This window comes from Microcoleus sp. Pol11C3, from assembly GCF_036701485.1.
In the GTDB taxonomy this organism is placed as follows: Bacteria; Cyanobacteriota; Cyanobacteriia; order Cyanobacteriales; family Microcoleaceae; genus Microcoleus.
This window is the reverse complement of sequence record NZ_JAUBQW010000115.1, coordinates 1-21,024: the sequence shown is the minus strand read 5'-3', so window position 1 is coordinate 21,024 and position 21,024 is coordinate 1. Positions and strand designations below refer to the sequence as shown.

Annotated in this window: 17 protein-coding genes; 8 read left to right on the top strand and 9 right to left on the bottom strand. The window is 45.5% G+C overall.

What is annotated here, in order from left to right; all coding sequences use genetic code 11:
- A partial coding sequence (locus QUA40_RS21870; protein ID WP_333129708.1) for a hypothetical protein occupies nucleotides 1–440 on the top strand: 440 nt, incomplete at its 5' end.
- A 13-nt stretch (nucleotides 441–453) separates the two neighbouring features.
- Here QUA40_RS21870 and QUA40_RS21865 read toward each other — a convergent pair.
- The 3 genes from QUA40_RS21865 to QUA40_RS21855 form a co-directional block, all read right to left on the bottom strand.
- Nucleotides 454–606 carry a hypothetical protein gene (locus QUA40_RS21865; protein ID WP_333129705.1) on the bottom strand — a complete coding sequence of 51 codons (153 nt, stop codon included), beginning with the start codon at nucleotides 604–606 and terminating at the stop codon, nucleotides 454–456.
- Between the two features lie 182 nt (nucleotides 607–788).
- Entirely contained in the window at nucleotides 789–2,564 is a 1,776-nt protein-coding gene (locus QUA40_RS21860) for a glycosyltransferase family 39 protein (protein WP_333129703.1), read from the bottom strand.
- Between the two features lie 106 nt (nucleotides 2,565–2,670).
- A complete protein-coding gene (locus QUA40_RS21855) occupies nucleotides 2,671–3,885 on the bottom strand; it encodes a glycosyltransferase (protein WP_333129701.1) in 1,215 nt (404 codons plus the stop codon).
- Nucleotides 3,886–4,024: 139 nt separating this feature from the next.
- Here QUA40_RS21855 and cofH point away from each other — a divergent pair, with 139 nt between their 5' ends.
- A complete protein-coding gene (gene cofH, locus QUA40_RS21850; protein WP_333129699.1) occupies nucleotides 4,025–5,170 on the top strand; it encodes a 7,8-didemethyl-8-hydroxy-5-deazariboflavin synthase subunit CofH in 1,146 nt (381 codons plus the stop codon).
- A 44-nt stretch (nucleotides 5,171–5,214) separates the two neighbouring features.
- Here the strand turns inward: cofH and QUA40_RS21845 are convergent, their stop codons facing one another.
- Both QUA40_RS21845 and QUA40_RS21840 read right to left on the bottom strand, forming a co-directional pair.
- Nucleotides 5,215–5,856, bottom strand: a complete 642-nt coding sequence (locus QUA40_RS21845) for a Uma2 family endonuclease (RefSeq protein ID WP_333129697.1) — start codon at nucleotides 5,854–5,856, stop codon at nucleotides 5,215–5,217.
- 165 nt (nucleotides 5,857–6,021) lie between these two features.
- On the bottom strand, nucleotides 6,022–6,285 hold the full coding sequence (locus tag QUA40_RS21840) for a hypothetical protein (protein WP_006633059.1): 264 nt from the start codon (nucleotides 6,283–6,285) through the stop codon (nucleotides 6,022–6,024).
- A gap of 215 nt (nucleotides 6,286–6,500) precedes the next feature.
- Between QUA40_RS21840 and QUA40_RS21835 the strand changes: the two genes are divergently transcribed.
- Complete coding sequence (locus tag QUA40_RS21835) at nucleotides 6,501–6,743, top strand: helix-turn-helix domain-containing protein (protein ID WP_006633060.1); 243 nt, start codon at nucleotides 6,501–6,503, stop codon at nucleotides 6,741–6,743.
- Nucleotides 6,744–6,774: 31 nt separating this feature from the next.
- On the opposite strand, the gene QUA40_RS21830 is transcribed toward QUA40_RS21835, so the two are convergent.
- The 4 genes from QUA40_RS21830 to QUA40_RS21815 form a co-directional block, all read right to left on the bottom strand.
- Entirely contained in the window at nucleotides 6,775–7,596 is an 822-nt protein-coding gene (locus QUA40_RS21830; RefSeq protein WP_333129695.1) for a hypothetical protein, read from the bottom strand.
- A gap of 149 nt (nucleotides 7,597–7,745) precedes the next feature.
- Entirely contained in the window at nucleotides 7,746–8,942 is a 1,197-nt protein-coding gene (locus QUA40_RS21825) for an AAA family ATPase (protein ID WP_333129693.1), read from the bottom strand.
- Nucleotides 8,943–9,197: 255 nt separating this feature from the next.
- Nucleotides 9,198–10,436 (bottom strand): LL-diaminopimelate aminotransferase, encoded by a 1,239-nt coding sequence (locus tag QUA40_RS21820; protein WP_333129691.1) that lies wholly within the window; start codon nucleotides 10,434–10,436, stop codon nucleotides 9,198–9,200.
- Nucleotides 10,437–10,467: 31 nt separating this feature from the next.
- On the bottom strand, nucleotides 10,468–10,641 hold the full coding sequence (locus QUA40_RS21815) for a hypothetical protein (RefSeq protein ID WP_333129689.1): 174 nt from the start codon (nucleotides 10,639–10,641) through the stop codon (nucleotides 10,468–10,470).
- Between the two features lie 58 nt (nucleotides 10,642–10,699).
- Here QUA40_RS21815 and QUA40_RS21810 point away from each other — a divergent pair, with 58 nt between their 5' ends.
- The 5 genes from QUA40_RS21810 (at nucleotide 10,700) to QUA40_RS21790 (ending at nucleotide 20,980) form a co-directional block, all read left to right on the top strand.
- Nucleotides 10,700–11,791: a hypothetical protein gene (locus tag QUA40_RS21810; protein WP_333129687.1), complete on the top strand. Its 1,092-nt coding sequence runs from the start codon at nucleotides 10,700–10,702 to the stop codon at nucleotides 11,789–11,791.
- A 358-nt stretch (nucleotides 11,792–12,149) separates the two neighbouring features.
- Nucleotides 12,150–13,934: a DUF3352 domain-containing protein gene (locus QUA40_RS21805; protein ID WP_333129684.1), complete on the top strand. Its 1,785-nt coding sequence runs from the start codon at nucleotides 12,150–12,152 to the stop codon at nucleotides 13,932–13,934.
- A 679-nt stretch (nucleotides 13,935–14,613) separates the two neighbouring features.
- Nucleotides 14,614–18,759 (top strand): CHAT domain-containing protein, encoded by a 4,146-nt coding sequence (locus tag QUA40_RS21800; protein WP_333129682.1) that lies wholly within the window; start codon nucleotides 14,614–14,616, stop codon nucleotides 18,757–18,759.
- Nucleotides 18,759–18,965: a hypothetical protein gene (locus tag QUA40_RS21795; protein ID WP_333129680.1), complete on the top strand. Its 207-nt coding sequence runs from the start codon at nucleotides 18,759–18,761 to the stop codon at nucleotides 18,963–18,965. The genes QUA40_RS21800 and QUA40_RS21795 overlap by 1 nt, the downstream gene beginning before the upstream one ends.
- Nucleotides 18,966–19,111: 146 nt before the next feature.
- Nucleotides 19,112–20,980 carry a dynamin family protein gene (locus tag QUA40_RS21790; protein ID WP_333129678.1) on the top strand — a complete coding sequence of 623 codons (1,869 nt, stop codon included), beginning with the start codon at nucleotides 19,112–19,114 and terminating at the stop codon, nucleotides 20,978–20,980.
- Nucleotides 20,981–21,024: the final 44 nt, after the last annotated feature.

Sequence of the window (21,024 nt, the reverse complement as noted above, 5' to 3'; positions counted from 1 at the left end):
TTGTTCGTAAGTCATCAGTTTTTCCTCTCTATCACCTTACTATTGCCCTTATTGGGGACTTTTGCAAGAGGTCTAATACAGCCATGAACACCCCAGAAACTGCGAATGCCTGGATTATTTACCGACTGCTGCCCAACTTTCAGCGCTTACCCGTCGCGCAATTTCGCAGCCGCAGCGAAGCAGAATGTTCCCTGAAAGTCATCCGGCAAATGCTACCCAATACCGAATTAATACTTGCTTTCGAGGTTGGGCCTGAAAGTCCAACTACCGAACTCAATCAGCCCCCTGCTAAAGAACCAAACTTGCCAACTTCAGTTAACCGAGAACTCTTGAAACTTTTCATTATCAGTTCTCGTCCTGTTGTTTCCCGCATCATTCATTCTTTTCACCGCGATAATTTTGCCTGCGTTTCTGACTGTCCCAACCCAGAATCCAGGTGAAGTAATGAGCGTCTTAATTAAACATTTGGCCACTGACTCTTAGCGTTTGATTGAACAGTCCCGATCGTATTGATAGCGGTAAGGTGCGCCCAGCGCACCCTACATCTACATCAGCGGGGTGATGCTTATTGCTAATAGCTTTAGCAATGTCAGTTGGTTGAGTCATAAATTTATCGCTCTTTCTAGTAGATCGGATCTGATATCTTGTACCATTGTCAGCAACGGGCTAGAAGCCCGTTCCACAAAGAATGGATTGTCTTGTGGGGTGGGCTTCTAGCCCGCCCATAAAAAACTTATTGAGAATGTTGCAAGATGTAAGTCGGATCGTAGTTGCGGGCGATCGCCAAATCAGGAACAATGATAAACTTGATATTCATACCCATCCACCGCAGGCAACTCGCGCGATTCAACCTGACATTTTTGTGCTTCTAGATTCACAGGTGCGCGAAAATTCACGAGCCACAAATCAAGCGGGCGTTCTAACTTACTGAGTGTTTTGTCAAGTGTCCCTGCTGCTATTTCCGGCGCATCCCTTCTCTGATTAGCCAAAAGAAACAGCGGAGAATCAAAGGCTTTAACTTCTTCTTTCTTCCTAACATCCGTTACATCCGCTACAAAATCCGTTGCCGAACTTCTTTCCCATTCCCACCCTATCCCCATCAACTCTCCTATTTCTACATGAGTGTTTTGAGTAGTGGCAATTAACACGGGAACTTTCGACACTTCGCGGATAATGGGAATTAAAAGATCGGGTTTGTAATATTTGCGATAGCCGAGATTGGAATTTACTGTGAAACCGCTAAAAAAACCCATTGCTAAAATTAGCACCACTGCTTTTTTGCCAGCAATTCCCAGAGTAGGTAAATTAAACCATTGACTTTTTGCTGTAGGTGTGTTAAAGATAACCGCCAAGGTTGCTCCTAAAAGCAATATCACCCCCGGAAAGTAGACGAAATTGTATCGTGCGCCGCGAGTTAGGTCAATCCCTAGAATATATGCAAAGCTGAAAAATAGAAAAATTGCTCCCAGCACAAATCCGCCGAAAATAACAGTACCTAAACGACTATCGGGCGTTGTTAAGGACTTTTTAAGAGCGCTAAACAGGATGGGAAGCACCAATATAAAAAATATTGTCATTGCGATCGCCGATGCAACTACTACTGCCAAATTTGGCGATTCCACCGGCAGCAGAGACATGACAGTGATCCATCCAGCTAAAGCTTGAAAAATCGGATTGATCAAATCTAAAAATGTGCGATCGCCGCTGACAATCCAATTCGTGAGCTCGCTGCCGTACTTGTTTGACAAAAATATCGGCAGCCAAACTAAACCGCCAGCTAAAGTGCCAAGCGCTACTGCTAAAAGTCGCCAGAGGATTTGAAATTGCCAAATATTAGGTTGCTGGCTGTTGGAAATTGGCAACTTTCCATTAAACTGCTGCCAGATTACAGCAATCAATGCTATTGCTTCGGCACACAAAGTCAGCGCGAAAAAGTAGTGAGATGCAATTCCAAAACAGTTAACAACTACCCAAAGCAGCACCGCCCAAATTGGCAGGGGAGCGCGCTGTTGCAGCTTTTTTGCAGCTAATGTCAAGCAAAAAAGAGAAGCAATAACTAATAAAATTCCTAAAGTATAATGGCGAGCTTCTTGAGCGAGATAAATGCCGTAAGGAGAAACTGCCATCATCGCGGCCGCACATTGACCGACTAAACGAGAATTGAACGCAAATTTGCCTAAAAGGTAGATGGCGGGAACTGAAATCACTCCTAATAATGCCGGGAGCGATCGCCCAATCCACACTAAACTATCCTCCGTCGGCACAAACAGTCGCATCCACCAGTGGGCTACCATAAAATACACTGGCGGATGGTTGCTTTCTAGCAGCAAATGGTTTAAGACATCTGCAATGCCAGCATCGGGACGAAATTGTAGCGGTTGTAGTAGAGTTGGAAGGTCGATCGCCCGATCGATCGGCACCCCGCGAAAACTGTTGCCCAAACTAAAAACTAGAGTCGAAAACTCGTCCGTCCACAGCGGTTTCGAGTCCAAATTGGCAAAGCGCAAAATAAAGGCGATCGCCGTCCACACAAATAGCAACAACAGTTGTTTGTTCTTAATCATTAATTCAGTCATTCAAAGGCATAAGGAAGAAGAGCAATTCGTCATTAGCCATTAGTTATTTTATCCATTATTAATTACCAATTACCAATTACCAATTTCCCATTTCCTACTTCACGTCCGTCACCCGCCAACTCAGCTTCATATTGATCCAGAAATTCCACAGAGTCACAGTTGCGATCGCAATTAAGTTAGCCAAATATTCATTCATCCCAAAAACATTAAACAGCACATTAACCAGCAGCACATTCAAAATCAAACCCATTAAGCAAATCGTATTAAATTTCAACAGCCGTTTCAATCGCTGGCGCTTTCCTGGCTGCCGCTTAGAAATATCCCCAAAAGTCCACAAATCATTCCACAAAAAGTTACTGATAATTGCAAACTCAGCAGCAACGATCAGACTGCGCGTCAGCTCCCAATTGAGGATATCCCGCAGCACGTACAAAACCCCCATATTCACAAACACGCCGCTGAAACCCACAATGCCAAACCGCAGAAACTTGCCCATCGGCCAGCGGGCAAACCGCAACCGAAGCAAATGTCGCAAATACTCAATATACTGTTTCCAGGTAACTTTGCTCTCGCCTTCTTGCCGCTCCTGAAACACGTAACCAACTTCTCCAATCCAGCGGATATCGCCTCTGCCGAGCACTTCAATCAAAATTTTGTAACCTGCAGGATTCATGGTTTTGCCCGCAATGCAACTGCGACGCACCATAAAATAGCCGCTCATCGGATCGGAAACTCGGCCCACCACTCCCGGTAGGATCACCAACCCCACGGTTTGAGCGCCCCGCGATAAAAATCGCCTGACAACGCTCCAGTCGCTTACCCCGCCCTCAGCAACGTGACGACTCGCAGCAGCTAAATCGGCTCCCCGCTGAATTTCTGCTAAAAGCTGCAATAGCGTCTCCGGGGGATGCTGCAAGTCGGCATCAATGACGCCCAAAACCTCGCCCCGAGCGGCCTGCCACCCGCGAATTACCGCTGTGGAAAGTCCCCGCTCCTCTTCCCGGCGCATTACCCGCAATTGCGGATATTCCGCTGTCAGGGACAGGGCAACTTCCCATGTGCGATCGGGGCTGTTGTCATCGACTACAATTAATTCGTAGTTGCCGGGAATACTTCCGTCGAGCAATTGGCTCAATTTTTCTACAATACTCTGGACATTCTTGCACTCGTTGTAGGTGGGAATGACGAGGGAAAAATAAATTGGCGGTGTGTCTGCGTCTGTAAAATTGGAACCGAAAGTCTGTACGGCAGGAATTTGCAAAGGCCCAGACGGCACTGGCAAGAGGTGATTTGCTTGCTTGATGTTCATAGTTCCGGTTTCTAGAAATTAAAAGATGTTTTTATGACTTTAGACTTTAGAATCTGTTTCGTCTAGACTTGATTTGTTAAGATATCAAAAAGCCCTTAATTCTAGGCATAAATTCTGTAGCTTAGCTAACAAAAAAACTGTGGATGCAATTCTTGATCGAGCTTTACAAGGTTATAACATCTCTTCCGCAGAGGCCTTGGTACTTTTGCAGCAAAGAGATGCCGATGCGCGAGCTTCTATTCAAACAACCGCTGACTTGCTCCGCCGCCGACAATCAGGGGATACTGTCACCTACGTTATCAATCGAAATATTAATTTTACTAACATTTGCGAGCAGCATTGCAGTTTTTGTGCATTCCGCCGCGACGAGGGAGATGAGGGCGCTTTTTGGTTAGATACAGCCCAAATTCAGGAAAAGGCAACTGATGCAGTGCAGCGGGGTGCAACGGAAATTTGTATGCAGGGCGGCTTAAATCTTCAAGCTAAGCTCAACGGCGCATTTTTACCTTATTATCTGCAATTGGTGAAAACTATTAAGGATAAGTTTCCTCAGTTGCACTTGCACGCTTTTTCGCCCCAAGAAATAGAATTTATTGCTAGAAAAGATAATCTTAGTTTCAGCTATGTAATTTCGGCTTTGCGGGATGCGGGAGTCGGTTCGATGCCGGGAACCGCTGCGGAAGTTCTCGACGATTCTGTGCGACGGGTGATTTGCCCGGAAAAACTAAATTCGGCCACTTGGCTGGAAATTGTGGGAACTGCTCACCGTCTGGGTTTGCCGACAACGAGTACGATGCTGTGCGGGCATATTGAGACGGCCCAACAGCAGGTTTTGCATTTAGAAAAAGTGCGATCGCTCCAACAAACTGCGATCGACCAAAACTATGGGGCACGCATTACAGAATTTATTTTACTACCATTTGTCGGACAGGAAGCACCGGCTCCTTTGCGGAGTCGAGTCGGCCGCGACCAACCAATTTTAGCAGATACTTTGTTACTCACCGCTGTATCGAGAATCTTCTTAGGCAATTTGATTTCCAATCACCAACCCAGTTGGGTAAAATTAGGTTTAGATGGAGCTACAGAAGCGCTGAAATGGGGCTGCAATGACATCGGCGGTACATTGATGGAAGAACACATTACTACAATGGCCGGTGCGGTTGGCGGCAGTTGTCAGTCTGTGGAAGATTTGCAAAATGCGATTAGTTCTTTGGGGCGGAGTTATCAGCAAAGAGATACAATTTATCGATCTTTAGGGGTTGACAATTTGGCAGTAATTGTGTGATTTTTCGGATGCGAAGCGCCAAGCGCGTAACGTCTCTTACGAGTTCAGCCGATCGCACTTTCAAATTCTTCTAGCGCTTGACAACTTCCTACCTGCAAAGCACGTTCTACCGCTGTGGGGATAAGTTGTGCGATCGCGATTTCTGGAAAATTCGGACTCATATCGGATTCTACATACTCTCCATCTTGCAGCAAATAAATGCGAAGTCTGCCGCTGTCGTAAACCCAGATTTCTGGAACTCCAATAATTTTATAGGCATCGATCGTAGTTTTAGAAGTAACATCCGTCTCAATTGCCAAATCGGGCGGCGGATCGTCCGGTAAAAGTCGGCGGCGATTAATCATCCGCTGATAATTTAGAATATAAAAGCAAGCATCAGGTTCAACTCCTGCTGCACCTTCCCGTTTGAAAGTAGTAGAACCAAAGGGTTCATATCTTCTGCCCGCTGACTTGAGTAAAATTTTTACAATATCGGAAATTAAATCTTTCGGCCTTTCGTGTTCGGCTAAGGGAACCATGATTTCTAGGGTACTATTGCTGTAGGCAATTCTAGTTCTTCGCTTTTCTCCTAATTCCTGCAAAATCGACTCGAATTCCAGCCAACTTATATTGGGAATAGTCACGACACTACCGGGAGAAAGCGTTATTTGGCTAACAGGTTTGAGCACGGGGGTGATAACAATCATAAGCTGAATTGGGAGCTAGTTGTTAAGTTTGTGCCAAGGGCAGGCAGGATGCCTACCCCACAAGAGTTTTTGGATATATCTGTTGAGTTTAGCACGGGCAACGAGAAGAGATTCGCGATCGCACTTTTGACTCAATTCTAGAAAGATCGATCGCACATTTAGACTTCATTGCAGCCGGATTAATTTGACTAACAGACTCATGATTTCTCCCTGTTCGGGTGTAATAATGATGCGATTGTCGGGAATGGCGATCGGATGAGTCCAACGAACTGCTTCCTCGTAGCGCAATGCGTGCAGTTGGTGGATAGTTCGGCGTACCCCCAGCGGCGAACCGATGATGACGTGACGGACTGCTTCGCGATCGCCCTCAAAGGTTTGGTTGGTTAAAACATTCGGCGATGTTTGGTTCGATGATGAATCTTGCAACATAGCTTTGACTAATAATTTTGGATAGGTTTGATGCTTTGTAACGGTAAAACCGCGTACAATAACAAGTTGAAGAAAAGACAGCAATTCCCCTACAGCACAAGTTGCGGTTCTGGTGCTGTCTAATCTCTATTGCTATAAGCGTAAATCAAATAACGGTATACGTCAACGTATTTAATAAAACCGTGCATTATTTAACATAAAGTAACAAATGGCCTATGGAAATCTCAGAAAGAGCAGAGCGATCGCCCCTAATGCGACTGAGAGTTCAGCGGTTTATGACTCAAAAGCAGCTAGCAGAAGCACTTGGCGTTACGGAAGCGACGGTAAGGAACTGGGAATCGGGGCGATCTGTACCGAAGCTAACGCCTGTTCAATACAAGAAGTTGCTAGAGATTCTGCAAATTACTTCGGCTGAATTACCAGACCAATTTGGTTTTCCTAGCGATGCTGATGGATAGAAAATGGAATATTATAATTGAGGCGTTTTATTTAAACGAACTCATACAATGTTTTGAAAAAAAAAGGAATATGAGACTTAACATCGCTATTTTGCTCTGAATAAAATCTCCCAATTTCTAACGAGAGTTGCTCTCTAAATACTTTCTCATTCCCACTCCAGTCAGCGGGTGGCTTAATTTTTTCCCAATAATCATGCTCAGGTTGTTTCTCATTCTTAACTTTTTTAATTGTGAGCAAAGCCATAATTAATTGATGCTTGCACGTTTCATCGGAGGTATTTTGAAACTCAGTTTTCCATGAATCTTGTAATTCATTTAACTCCGCACAATTTAAACAATGATTTATGCGAGCGAGCGCTCTCTGTATGTTAAGGTTATTCTTCAAGTCGGGATCGCTACTAATTTTATCAGCCATATCCATATAAATACTATTCAGTTCAACAGGATTATCCTGATACATCGGAGGATGAGGATAATCATCAAATATTGATTGAAGCTCAGGTGTAAGAAAATATGCTTCTTTATGAATTAAACCTGTAATCCATATCCGGTGCCGTTTTGCATTTTGCGATCGCACCTCCGATTTTTCGTAAAGATTGCAAAAAATTGCTTCTGTATCTGGAAAAATGTAATCATCAATCTTTTGCAGGTGCAAGTCCAAATCTATCATTGCAAAAAGTCGATCGGGATCTAAATACGAGTTAGTGGTATCATGTTCGTGTAATCTTAAAAGATTCAAATAAGTATTTATTACACTTGCGCGATCGCCACAGTTGAAAAATTCCGGTAACTTCTGTCTCCACCATGTCGGAACGCAAGCCTTATAAAAGTTGGCATCCGGCATTTTATCCATGTTTTTATAAGCTTGAGGCGATCGTCTACCCTCGATATCGGGAATAGGGCCCTCGCATAACACTACAATTTTGTTCTTAATTCTGGGAGATTTAAGAATTATCTCACAGTGTTCTTCTAGCTGTTCTGGATTCAGACTCATTTCTAGTATTAGGATTTTTGTTTGATTAGTTTTGGCTCTATTTCTTTAACGTGGGCTGGTGTCAGAGCTTCACATAATGCGTAGGAGTGAGTTGCCAGAATATATTGATTGCTGGGTGCCCACTCTTTGAGGTCTGATATAATTTGATATTGCCAATCTGGATGAAAAGCAATTTCAACTTCATCCATCAAAACAATAGCATCTTTTATGTTGCGGGACTTGAGCCATATATAAATGCTAAGTCTTTTGAGTTCGCCGTGACTTAAATCTTCTGGATAGAGTTCTATAGTTTCACCATTATTATCCAATTGAAAGTTGACACCCGAAAAATCTTCATCTAAATTTATCCTTTTATTTCCAAGCAGCAGATTTAACTCCTTGATTAGAGCTTGATAGCTGTTCCCGTAGTTACCTGTCTTGATGGCTTCTTGGAAATCGCGATCGCGAGCAGCTTTAAAGGACTCAATAAGTAGCTCTACAGCAAGGAAGTCATAGGTAAACAAGCCTTGTAATTTAGATCGTGCAGATTCGAGTATCCCGTAATAATTATCTCCGTTACTTGAGTTTCTAAATAATAGCTTTCTCTCCTCCGGCGGAAGAAACAGAAAAACCTGTGTTGAAGGAGCGGCTAGAAATACTTTACGCGATACCTTATTTAAGAATAATTTTGCTTGCTCCTTTTTTTGATTATTAACATGACAGTTTAACACTATTATTGTTATTTCTGTAATGTTGTACAATATTTCTTTTCTACTTTTTTCAACATAACATATAACGATATTTTCGGGATTTGGATGTTTATATTCATACTCGAGTTCATGCTCGATTGGAGCGGTTCCTTCTATAAAAGAAAAATCTTTACAAGAAAATTCAAGTTTGACAATTTTTTCTCCATCCCAAATGTCAATGAGGGCTAAGACTCTTTTTTCTTCCCCATCAGCAACTTTAAATCCCTGAAGCATATTTGCTATAAACGGTTTTTTATCCTCATCAACAGAACAATGTAGCAACACAAAAATTAATTGCAGCAGCGTACTTTTACCGCCGCCATTTTGACTGCCAAGCGGAAAAATACTAGGAACAAAATCCTTTTCAAAAGTGATGTCTATATTTTTCAAACCGCGAAAATCAGGAACTTGAACTCGTAGCAAGTGCATAAAAACTCCTGGTGTTGGCTGGTATTTTTTATTGAAACGCTGAGCCACAATCATTTTAGATTATAACTCACATCTTTTACTATTTTCAAGAACAGGCTTTCCGGCCTGTCCGACAACATATTAAATTAATGCTCTTTCGCTGAATCCGGCAGTCCGCCAGGGGTTGAAACCCCTGTCTCAAAGCTAAAGTCCTCTGAAGAGGACTGAAGAATTCATTAGTCCTCTTCAGAGGACTTTAGCTATTAGCCAGGGAATTTATTCCCTGGCGGGCTGGCGGCCTTTCGGTTGAACAGAGAGATGATACTAAACCTTAAACTTCTCCACAATCCGTCTCATCGCCTCCTCCACATTCTCCCGACTATTAAACGCCGAAATGCGGAAATAACCCTCACCCGCCGCACCAAAACCAGAACCCGGAGTTCCCACCACATTGCAAGTTTCCAGCAACTTCTGAAAGAAATCCCAACTCGACAAACGGTGAGGCGTTTTCACCCACACATAAGGTGCATTTTCGCCACCAAAAACCTCGATTCCCGCCGCTGTCAATTTCTCGCGAATTATCTTCGCATTTTCCATGTAAAAATTGACTAATGCCTGAATCTGTGCCTTTCCTGCCTCAGAATAAACCGCCTCAGCACCGCGCTGCACGATGTAAGAAACTCCGTTAAACTTAGTAGATTGGCGGCGGTTCCACAACTTCCAAATTTCGACATCGGAACCATCTGCTGCTTTTCCTGTCAAAGTCTTCGGTACAACTGTCAGCGCACAGCGAGTACCCGTAAAACCAGCATTTTTGGAAAAAGAACGAAATTCGATCGCACAATCCCGCGCCCCTTCAATTTCGTAGATAGAATGCGGTAAACTCGGATCGGTAATATACGCTTCGTAAGCCGCATCGAAGAAAATAATCGAACCGTTAGCTTTAGCATAATTTACCCAAGCTTGCAAGTGTTCCTTAGTTGCAGTTGCCCCCGTCGGGTTATTCGGAAAACACAAGTAAATTAAATCGACTTTTTTGTCGGTGGGAATTTCCGCAGTAAAATTGTTTTCTGCTGTAATTGGCAGGTAAACTAAGCCGCCGTATTCGCCATTTTCGTTCGCATCTCCCGTGTGTCCAGCCATCACGTTAGTGTCTACATACACCGGATAAACTGGATCGGTAACTGCGATCGTGTTATTGTTGCCCAAGATATCGAGAATATTGCCACAATCGCACTTAGAACCATCAGAAATAAAGATTTCCGAAGCATCAACATCGCATCCCCGCGACTTGAAATCGTGCTCGGCAATTTTCTCCCGCAGCCACTCATAACCTTGTTCCGGGCCGTATCCTTTAAAGGTATCCCGCGAACCCATTTCTTCCACCGCCGCCACCATCGCTTGGCGGCAAGCTTCTGGTAGTGGTTCAGTCACATCGCCAATCCCCAGCCGGATGATGGGCGCTTGGGGATTCGCCTCTGCAAAGGCTTTCACCCTGCGCCCAATTTCGGGAAACAGGTAGCCAGCTTTGAGTTTGAGGTAGTTGTCGTTGATAGTTGCCATAGTTTGATCGCTACAAATGTCGTAGAATAGCTTACTCCCAATTGTCTCTCTCAAGCAGCAGCAAGTTCGGCAACCAGCAATGTACGGGATTTAACCGATGTAACGGATGGATGTTCAGCCAAGACAAAGATTTTCCCCACTCGAACACTCGAACACTCGGCCAATCCGCCATTACAGGCAATCTGCGTAGTTGCTCAACAGCCATTGACCAAAAAATCAAATCTGCTTGTATAATCAGAATAGTAGGCAGCGCAGAAACAATTATGGACGAGATCGAGTACGCCAAACTCTATCAGGAACTGGCGGCAATTCTGAATGAGTTTAATTTAGGTTGGGTAGTTCAACAAGTAGCCGATACTGTAGAGATAGGCAAAGTAATAGAAGAGCGATCGCTCAAAAGAAAAACACCCCTGCTCAAGATAGAAGATTATACCGCAAAAGAACAACTTTTGCTGTTAATTGATGCTGTCGAACAAGCGACTGTGAATACTTCCGAAATGGAAGACGAAATTGCTTATTTCTTGAAAGTAGAATCAGAAACCTCTCCCCTCGGCACAAAAATTACATTTGCCAATTCAGGTGCCGAAACTGCCAAAACAATCGAGTTTACCTCCAGCGTCACAGCCCCCCGCCACAAACAGGCGATCGCCCTCAAGCACTTACTCGAAAAACTGCCTTCCGGGCCCAGCAACTACGCCATCAATTCCGAAATTAAAAGCAAATTAAAAAGCTCGATCGATCCCGATTTCAACGGACTGGCAGAACAAGCCATAATTTTTGACGCTTATCTATTCACCATCCTGCTCAAAGCAGTTGCGAATGAAGGCGGCAATATTTATTATAACAATGTTTTAGACGACGAAACACCGAAATATTTAACATTTAGAAAAACAGCAGGAAAAATCCACGGAACTGCACATCCATACACTCATGCTGTTGTGGAATTTCCCGACAAACCAGCCCTGGAAGTTCACCTAGGAGTAAAAGTCCAAGGTAGAGCTGGAGTTCTGCACAACTGCAACGTTTTAATTTTGTACCAAAAAGAAGCGAATATCTGTCGCTTGCTCAACCGCGAACCCCGGCACTCGCAAGTAATTTTAGCAGTAAAATCTCAGCACTGCACCTCAGAACTTAAACTAGAAATGGCTGGTGCTTTTATCGGCTTAGCCTCAGACATTCGCTACGAAGGCGGCAGCTATTTCATTTCTAACAGTTACTCGCAACCCGTAGCAAAACTTCTAACTACCGCTCGCAAAAAATGGGAACTCAACATTTTTCCTGGAGCCACAAACGATGTCCATCGACTGATGTACTCGTTTCAAACTATCTTTAAAGACTTTAAGGCTAGAAACTGATTCAGTTAATACCATTTCACAAAAGTCTTGCTACATTTTTTGTGTTGGGTTTCCTTCCACGGACTTATATCAAATCCGGCAGCATCGTTCTGGTAAAGTCTCCTTCAATCTGCCACCAAATATAAGCACAATTTTCTGTTTTTCGGCTCACAGTCAACAGTCAACAATCACGGACGGTGCAACCGCAATCCATATTAACCTACTGTCAGATTCAAGTAAAGACTGTTTTTCAGGTCGTGCCCGGAGGGGTAAATTCGAGTTTCCTAGATTGGCCCGGTTATATGTATCTGCTAATGTATCTGTTACATGAGCCAAGAAAATAATCTATCATGTTGCGACCACCCGAACCTTACGAATAATGTTTAAGAAAGATAAATCTTCCCTGCTGTTTACGATCGGAGCCGCCACACTTCTGATCGGTTTAGGCTTTGTCACCTACTACCTCGTCATCTCCCGTGGACCCGCCAAAGATTTGCCGGCGGGGGCAACCGTTGTCCCGCAAGATACGATGATGGCCCTATCCATCAGCACCGATGAATCGCAGTGGAATAGACTGCGAGAGTTTGGCACGCCCGAGTCAAAAGCTTCGTTTGAGAGGTTTTTAAGCGAAATGCGCGATCGCCTTCTGACAAGCAACGGCTACGCCTACCAGCAAGACATTCAACCCTGGGTTGGTAACACAGCAATGGTAGCCTTTCTCCGCAACAAAATAGCTATACCAGCCCCCTCGCCGGCACCCAACACCCCCCCATCTCCGCCAATTCAACAGTCAGTGGCAATTATCCTGCCAATTGCCAACCCGATCAAAGCCAAAGAATTATTAACAAAACCCAGACCCCTCAGCCAAGGAAAAATAGTTGAGCGTAATTATAAAGGCGTGCAAGTCACAGAAACTCAAGGCGTACCCGATCGCAATTTCTCAGTCGCGGTATTGGGCACCAACTATCTAGCAGTCACCACAGATCCTAGCGCTACAGACAGAATAATCGACACCTACAAAGGAGAACCTTCCCTAGCCAAAACCCCTGGCTATGCAGACGCCATAGACAAAATAAAAAGTCCGGGCGCTTTCGGTCAAATCTACGTCAATATGCCCGTTGCCGCCGCCTATGCCGCCGCCAACTCAGCCCGTGAAATTTCGCCAGAAAGCCTCGAAAAACTGCAACAAAATCAGGGATTTGCCACCACAGCGACGCTGGAGCCAGAAGGAATTGGATTCAAATCAGTCTCTTGGCTAAAACCAGATTCTACCAGAAGGATAGCAGTAGAAAACAATGCTCTAAAAATGGTTAACCGCCTGCCAAGCAATACAATAATGATGGTATCCGGCGGCAACTTGCAGCGTTTGTGGCAAGACTATGTATTGGGAGCCGAGGCGAACCCGATTTCCCCGATTAATCCCCAAGTTTTACGCACAGGTTTAAAATCCACTACGGGCATGGATTTAGATAAAGACTTGATGAACTGGATGGGGGGAGAATTTTCTCTATCATTAATACCAGCCCCGGCGCAGAATCCCAAAGACAAATTTGCTGCCGGATTTGTATTTATGGTGGAAACAAACGACCGGGGCGCAGCCAACAAATCCCTGAAACAGCTTGATGAAACGATGAAAATGAAAGGGTTTAGAGTTGAGGAAATTCAAGTCGGCGGCAAACCTGCAACAAAATGGACATCGCCGTTTGGAGGGATTACGGTAACTCGCGGCTGGATGAACGATGTAGCGTTTATCACAGTAGGAGCTCCAGTGGTTGACGCGATCGTTCCGGCACCGAAAAGTCCGCTTTTAAGCAGCGAACTGTTCCAGAAAACTGTACGATCGCAACTTCAACCCCATAACGGCAATTTCTTCATCGACACCGAGAGTGCGTTTAACCCGAAAAACCTAGCTTTGCCGGAGTTTCCTCCCAACCAAAAAATGTGGATAGACGCCACACGGTCGATCGGCGTTACAGCGGCCGTCATTGGTGATCGTACCACCCGTTACGACGCTTTTGTCGGCCTCAAAAAATCCAACCAATCCACTCCTTCACCAAATCCCTCACCGAACCCTGCTTCACCGCGCGCTGCTTCACCGAGCCCTGCTTCACCGAGCCCTGCTTCACCGAGTCCCTCGCCCACCGTCCAAACTTCACCGAATTAACTCTTAAATCATTCAACAACTCCGCCTGAATAGCCCATTAAACAGCAACAGGGTGACAGATTAAAACCGAAAGGCAGCCGATCGAAACCGACAATAGCGGATTTGACTGTCAGAGGGAAATCGAGCCGGATTTAAGTAGTTTTACTTCAAAAAACCTCACACCAAAAAATGGAAAAACCCGGTTTATAAAAAAAATCGGGTTTCTGAACACCCTAAAAATTTGACTTATTTATTCTTGTCAGAATTTGAATGTTCGGCAATTGTAGAGCCGGCTTTTATGTTTTTTATAAAAGGAAAGGAAAGATTTTATCCCGATCAGTCCCGATCGCAAAAACCAGTTTTTTTTAACCGCCATACTTCGTTCATACTCTCACTAATATAAAAAAATTGGTTTCTCGGCGTCGGAGTGCGTCAAGGCAAGTCGATTTTTTTATATGTCATCGGGAAGATACAGATTCTAGGCATTGCGAGTTATATTTAGATTGTGGAGAAGATACGCTCGGGGAATTGCAAATGCAGAGGAAAATTTTACAGGGAAATTTTCCTCAGTGAGTCTGGAAGGCACTTGCAGTCCGAAACCCGGTACCTTCATAAATATAGAGTCTTTACGCCATTTTTCAGAGAAACCGGGTTTCTTTACCTAATTTCTGTGATTTATAATTTTACCGATTAAAAACCTATGAAAACCGCCAAAAATATTCAAATACAGGCGAAATTCCTGTCTAAAAAAAGAATCAGCCAACTGGCAATTTCTCTGCAAATCGTCTTAATAAATCTTTACTTTTTGCAAGCAAAAGCTGAAGGTCAAACCATTGTTCCAGCGACGGACGGAACGAACACAACAGTCACTACCCCACCCCAAAACGGAACTCCTGGGCAGCCAACTCGCTTCGATATTCAAGGCGGACAATTATCGAGCGATAAAGCAAATCTTTTCCACAGTTTTAAAGAATTCGGCTTGTCGGAAAATCAAATTGCCAACTTTATATCAAACCCCAACATTCGCAACATTTTAGCGGGCATAGGCGGCGGTAAACCCTCGATTATTAACGGCTTAATTCAAGTAACCGGGGGCAATTCTAACTTGTTTCTGATGAATCCATCCGGCATCATATTTGGCAACAGTGCCAGCTTAAACGTGCCGGCTTCTTTCACAGCAACCACCGCCACCGCTATTGGATTTGGTTCAAACTCGTTTAACGCTGTCGGTAGTAGCACTTACACATCTCTGACAGGCGCGCCCAGTTCCTTTACTTTTGGGGCCGATCGAGCAGGGGCAATTATCAGCACGGCAGACTTAGCAGTCAAGTCTGGGCAGAACTTAACCTTGCTCGGCGGCACCGTTGTCAGCACCGGCAGCGTTTCGGCCCCAGGCGGTCAAATTACCGTAGCATCAGTCACCGGGACAAATTTAGTGCGCGTGGGCCTGCGAGGCAATTTGCTGAGTTTGGAAATCGAGCCGCCCTCAGCGACGAGCAGCACTGGAACATCCAGCGCGACAGCTTCGACATTGCCGATCGCATCCTTGCCCGAACTGCTCACAGGCATCGGTAAAACAAACGCTACAGGCCTCAGTGTCAATGCCAGCGGTGAAGTGGTACTCACGGCGTCTAACCGAGCAGTAGCTGCCGGGGACGTTGCAGTAAAAAATGCAAACGCTCGGGCGATCGAAATTCAAGCAGCCAACACCATTGCAGTCAGCGGAAACCTGACAAGTTCCCAAGGCGGTGCGATCGCCCTAGAAGCTCGTGGCGACATTAGCACTGCGGATCTCGACTCCCACTCGGACACCACCGCAGGCGGCAACATCACCGTCACCAGCCGTACAGGAAAAGTAGAAACAGGCAATATCAACGCACGCTCGATCGACAAAAACAGCAACGCCGGAAACGTTAGTATTGCAGCACCCTCAAGCAGCATTCAAACAGGGTTTATAGACGCCAACTCCGAAGAAAAACAAGGTGGCGAAGTCACCCTCAACGCCCGCAACGACATCGAAGTAACCCATATCAACACCGAAGGCCGAACAGCCGGAGGAGATATTTACATTACAGCCGGCGGTAATTTCCGAGCTACAGGCACTTTCACAAACAATAACAACTGCTTGTCGCAAGCTTGCAGCATTTCCGCATCCACGACTGGTAGCGCGAATGGTGGAGATATCACCGTTGGCCACGGTGGCAAAGCCTCGAACACTTCTTTCGGCGTCGGGCCAGACTATAACAAAGTCAACGGTACTGCTGGCAGCATTGCCACTGGGGGTCCAAAGAAGGAAAATGTGATTACACAGGGAAGTTATTTCAGCCCCGACCCTCAGATAGTACAGCCGACCCAAATTAAAATTACGGCTTCTTCAGTATCGCCAGCACCGACACCAGCACCGACACCAGCGCCAGCGCCAGCACCGACACCAGCACCAACACCAGCGCCAGCACCCGCACCCGCACCAGCGCCGACACCAGCGCCAGCACCCGCACCCGCGCCAGCGCCGACACCAGCGCCAGCACCCGCACCCGCACCAGCGCCGACACCAGCGCCAGCACCCGCACCCGCACCAGCGCCGACACCAGCGCCAGCACCCGCACCCGCACCCGCACCCTCACCCGTGCCCGCGCCAACACCCGTGCCCGCACCAACACCCGCACCAATATCCGCACCAACACCCGCACCCACGCCCGCACCCACGCCCGCACCAATATCCGCAGCGACACCAGCGCCAGCACCCGCACCAGCGCCAGCGCCAGCGCCAGCACCAGCGCCAGCGCCCGCACCAACACCAGCACCAACCCCAGCACCAGCGCTAGCGCCCGCACCTATATTTGCACCTGTACCAGCACCCACACCAGCACCAGCACCCACACCAGCACCAGCGCCGACTCCCCCACAAGCATCCCTACCAACTCCAGCACCAGCGCCAGCTCCTGAACCAGCGCCAGCACCAGCGCCAGCGCCAGCACCAGCTCCTGAACCAGCGCCAGCACCAGCGCCAGCACCAGCGCCAGCACCAGCTCCTGAACCAGCGCCAGCACCAGCGCCAGCGCCAGCTCCTGAACCAGCGCCAGCACCGATATCAAATTTGCCGATCGCACAGCCAATTACTCAAAATCCAGCACCGGTCTCAAATTTGCCGATCGCACAGCCAATTACTCAAAATCCAGCACCGATCTCAAATTTGCCGATCGTACAGCCAATTACTCAAAATCCAGCACCGGTATCAAATTTGCCGATCGTACAGCCAATTACTCAAAATCCAGCACCGGTATCAAATTTGCCGATCGCACAGCCAATTACTCAAAATCCAGGGCCGGTATCAAATTTGCCGATCGCACAGCCAATTACTCAAAATCCAGTGGTTGCGCCTGCTGCTGCGCCAATAAATCTCGCACCGATAGCGACACCGGAGCTCGCAGCCAACCAGCCACCCAGCACAAATCGTTTATTTTCCCCCAGCTTGCAACAGCAAAACCAGATATCTAATTCCTTGCAACAGCGCAATTCACCTCCCGCGTCTGGGAATCTTGACGCTTCCAAGTTGCCACCTAACCTCAGCGGCGTTATTTTTCCCGTCGAGGAGAGATTTACCAGTGAGTTTGTCGATTACCTAAATTTGCCATCAACAACTGCGATCGCCACCCTAGAAGATGCCCAAAATACCCTTCGCAGTGTCCAACAAGCCACAGGCATCAAACCAGCTCTAATTTATATCAGCTTTGTACCCAGGGGTTCTACAGTCGCTCGGCCTTACAGCAGTTCGCCCATCTTGCGCGTAGAACAGCAAATTCAAGCCTCTGACGAACTGGAAATGATAGTGATCGCGCCGGAAGGCGTGCCGGTTCGCCAGCGCGTCCCTGGAACCTCTCGCGCCCAGGTAATGGAAGCTATGGAGAGATTTCGCGCTGAACTGACTAATCCGGTAAAGCGCAACACTAAAAGTTATTTGCCCTTCGCTCAGCAGCTCTACCAGTGGATGGTAGCGCCGCTGGAAGCAGAACTGCAAGCCAAAGGCATTGAGAATTTATCTTTTATCTCAGATGTGGGGTTGCGATCGATACCGATGGGTGCCCTGCACGACGGGAAAGGCTTTCTGGTAGAGCGTTACAGTGTTGGAGCGATGCCGAGTCTGAGTTTGACAGATACCAGCCCCGCCAATTTCAAAAATACGCAAGTTCTGGCAATGGGGGCGTCGCAATTTCCAGAGATGAGTCCTTTGCCTGCGGTGGAAATAGAAGTGTCCACAATCACGCCGCAGCAGTGGCCGGGTAAGTCTTTCTTGAATGAAGCTTTCACCCTGGCCAATTTGAAATCGCAGCGCCAGCAGCAGCCTTTTGGGATGATTCACTTGGCTACCCACGCCGAATTTCGATCGGGAAACCCCAGCGAATCCTTTATTCAGTTGTGGGATACTAAATTGCGTTTGGATCAGTTGCGGCAAATGAATTGGCACAGCCCGCAAGTTGAAATGTTAGTTTTGAGTGCTTGCAAGACTGCTGTGGGCGATCGAGAGGCGGAGTTGGGGTTTGGCGGGTTAGCCGTGCAAGCGGGAGTTAAATCGGCTATGGCGACTCTTTGGTATGTCAGCGACGAGGGCAGTTTAGGATTGATGGCGGAGTTTTACAGGCAGTTAAAAACTGCTCCGATTAAAGCAGAAGCACTCCGGCAAGCGCAATTAGCGATGTTGCGGGGAGAAGTGCGAATTGAAGGGGGGATGCTGCACACTTCTGTTGGCAATCTGCCACTACCCCCGGAATTGGCAAACACGACGAGTCAGAATTTTTCTCATCCTTATTATTGGTCTGCTTTTAGAATGATTGGTAATCCTTGGTAATGAGGTTTGTTTTAGTCGATCGACTGTTGGCTAATTGTGCAGGAGTTCGATCGGCGGCGTTGGGGAATATGGGTATAATCGATCGCAATTTAGAGCAATCTTTCGGCGTTTGTGCGATCGTTTCATACCTGGATTCAGCAACACCCGCTGATAATCTAATTGAAGACCTGCAAAAATCTGAAGAGCCTATTTGTAAATTTATTTAAATAAAGAAAGTGCGCTCGGAGCTTGACAGGTATAGTATAATACCCTAGAGTCATAATTAAACAGTGCGGTTGTCAGCCCTCTATGAGTTGCGACTCAAATATGTTAACTAGGATACATATTCATTATCAACACCAGTATTTAACACATGAGTAAACAATTATACAAAGTTTTTGACGAAGTAGAATTCAAAGCTCAACTGCTTGCTAAATACTGGAATAATTTTTATATAGAAATTTCAGAGCATTTACCAGATACATATCAGCCTGATATGCAAGAACTGTCTATAAAATTAGACGAGGCTTTAAGCAATCTGGTTGATGAACTTCGTAATCCGACTCTGACTCTGGCGACTACAGGAACCACCAGTAGCGGGAAAAGCACTTTGGTAAATTTGTTGTGTGGAGCCGAAATTGTCCCCGTAGCCGTAAGTGAAATGAGCGCAGGGGCAGTCACTATCGAATATAGCAAGGAAAAGTCTCTAATAATCCATGAAACACCAGGAGCATTGTGGGAGTGTGGAGAATGGAGAGGTATCAGAGAGGAGAAAATTTATCAGCGCTTATATGAAGCAATGATAAGTTATATTGAAAATAGAGAAAAACAACCGAATTTAGCTTGTCCACAATCGACAATCTTTTACCCTTTCCGGCTTGTCAAAGAGTCAAAACTAGAACTGCCACAAGGAACTAGGGTAAAAATTCTTGATTTACCTGGTTTAGCCTATGTGGGCTATCAAGGTAACGTAAATGTGATTCAACAGTGCCGAGAGGCATTGTGCATAGTAACATACAATAGTGCAGAAACCGATGCACAGAAAGTAAAAAGCTTGTTGCAAGAAGTTGTACAGCAGGTCAAAGATTTAGGTGGTTCTCCGGCGCGTATGCTTTTTACTCTTAATCGTATTGATGTTTTTCGCTCCGATAGAAATTGGCCTGAAACAGAAAATCGCTTTTTTGAAAATGCTATCCGCAGTATTAAAGGTGAATTGACTGAACAATTAAAAGAATATACAGAAGAGATTGAGAAGTTGCAGGTTGTAAAACTTAGTACATGGCCGGCTTTACTGGCTCTTCAGATCCAAAATTATGATGAAATATTTAGTGCTGAGGCGTGTAAAAAAGCGGACAACAATTTTAATGGATTAATTGATGAAGATATATTAGAAGACTTGCCACGTAACGTACAAAAATGGTCTAGACACGACCGAAACCGAGTTGCTGAAGCATTATGGAAAAAATCTTATGCAGAAGAGTTTCAGCAACACTTAAGAGAACATATTACTGAACACTTCCCACAGCTAGTAATTCCACAAATTATAGAACGTTTTAATCTGGATGCTGGAAATGCCGTAGCGGAATGGGCAACGCAAACAACAGCAGCTATTCTTAATAGTTCGGAAGAAAGTTATCAACAGGAATGCGAAAATATATCAAGGATTAGGTCATCACTTGAAGGGTTCTTAGAAATTAGCGATACAAACTTAAAACAGCCTTTTGAAAAACTAGATACAAAAGTTAAACAGGTTCTAGCAAAACAGTCACAAGATGACGTTGTGAAGTATATAAGAACCATAATTTTGGAACTCCAGCAGCGCGAACCATACAATAAATTAGGAGAAAAATTATTTCCCCTTTATTCATGGGAGAAGGAATTTCAAAAAGGAATTAATCAAGTCTTAGAAGCAGTGGCAAAGTCTTTAGAAACTGGAAGGGTAGACTTAGACAGTCCGAATTTAAAAAGAGCAAATGTTTTAAATGTCAATTTACTCGCAAGAAACTTGAACCGTTTAGTTGACTTAGGCTACAAAGCTTCCGTTGCTAAAGAAGGAAAAACAATGGAAGCAAGAACAGAGGCAGAGAAAAATAACCTCAAACAACTCAATGAGGAACTCAATGAACTAGCTATCCATCTCAACATTGTTATACAGGATGTATTAAAACAGATTTCTAGTCAAGAATTAAATAGAATTCATCAGGCTGTGTCCTTAGCGGGTGACAAGGCACCTCTAGTCTAAACAGGACAAAGGTTTGAGAGAATGGTAAGGTAAAAAAATAAGGA